At 67.4% G+C, this 267-nt stretch carries 1 protein-coding gene and 1 pseudogene; both read right to left on the bottom strand.

Annotation, left to right across the window (positions count from 1 at the left end):
* Positions 1-154, bottom strand: a pseudogene (locus H3V04_RS11055) (hypothetical protein); the annotation flags it as partial.
* A gap of 15 nt (positions 155-169) precedes the next feature.
* Positions 170-238, bottom strand: a complete 69-nt coding sequence (locus tag H3V04_RS11050) for an RCC1 domain-containing protein (RefSeq protein WP_373564732.1) — start codon at positions 236-238, stop codon at positions 170-172.
* Between the last annotated feature and the right edge of the window lie 29 nt (positions 239-267).

Here is a 267-nt window from a genome sequence, read left to right as displayed (position 1 = left end):
CGTTGCCGTCGCTGCCCAGGGCCAGGGAATGAGAGCCTCCGGCGCTGACCTGCAGGTAGGTGAAGTCCGCTGGCAGGTCCGGGTACGTGCTGCGGTCGGGCTTCCTCACCATGACCGGCGCATGCCGCTCGCTTGTTGTCCCGTCGCCGAGCCGGCCATTGTAGTTGTATCACCAGGCGTAGGCGTTGCCGTCGCTGCCCAGGGCCAGGGAATGAGAGCCTCCGGCGCTGACCTGCAGGTAGGTGAAGTCCGCTGGCAGGTCCGGGT

Source organism: Bifidobacterium sp. M0353, assembly GCF_016100645.1.
Classification (GTDB): domain Bacteria; phylum Actinomycetota; class Actinomycetes; order Actinomycetales; family Bifidobacteriaceae; genus Bombiscardovia; species Bombiscardovia choladohabitans.
Note: the sequence above shows the minus strand (reverse complement) of the source record. Positions and strands in the feature narration are given on the sequence as shown.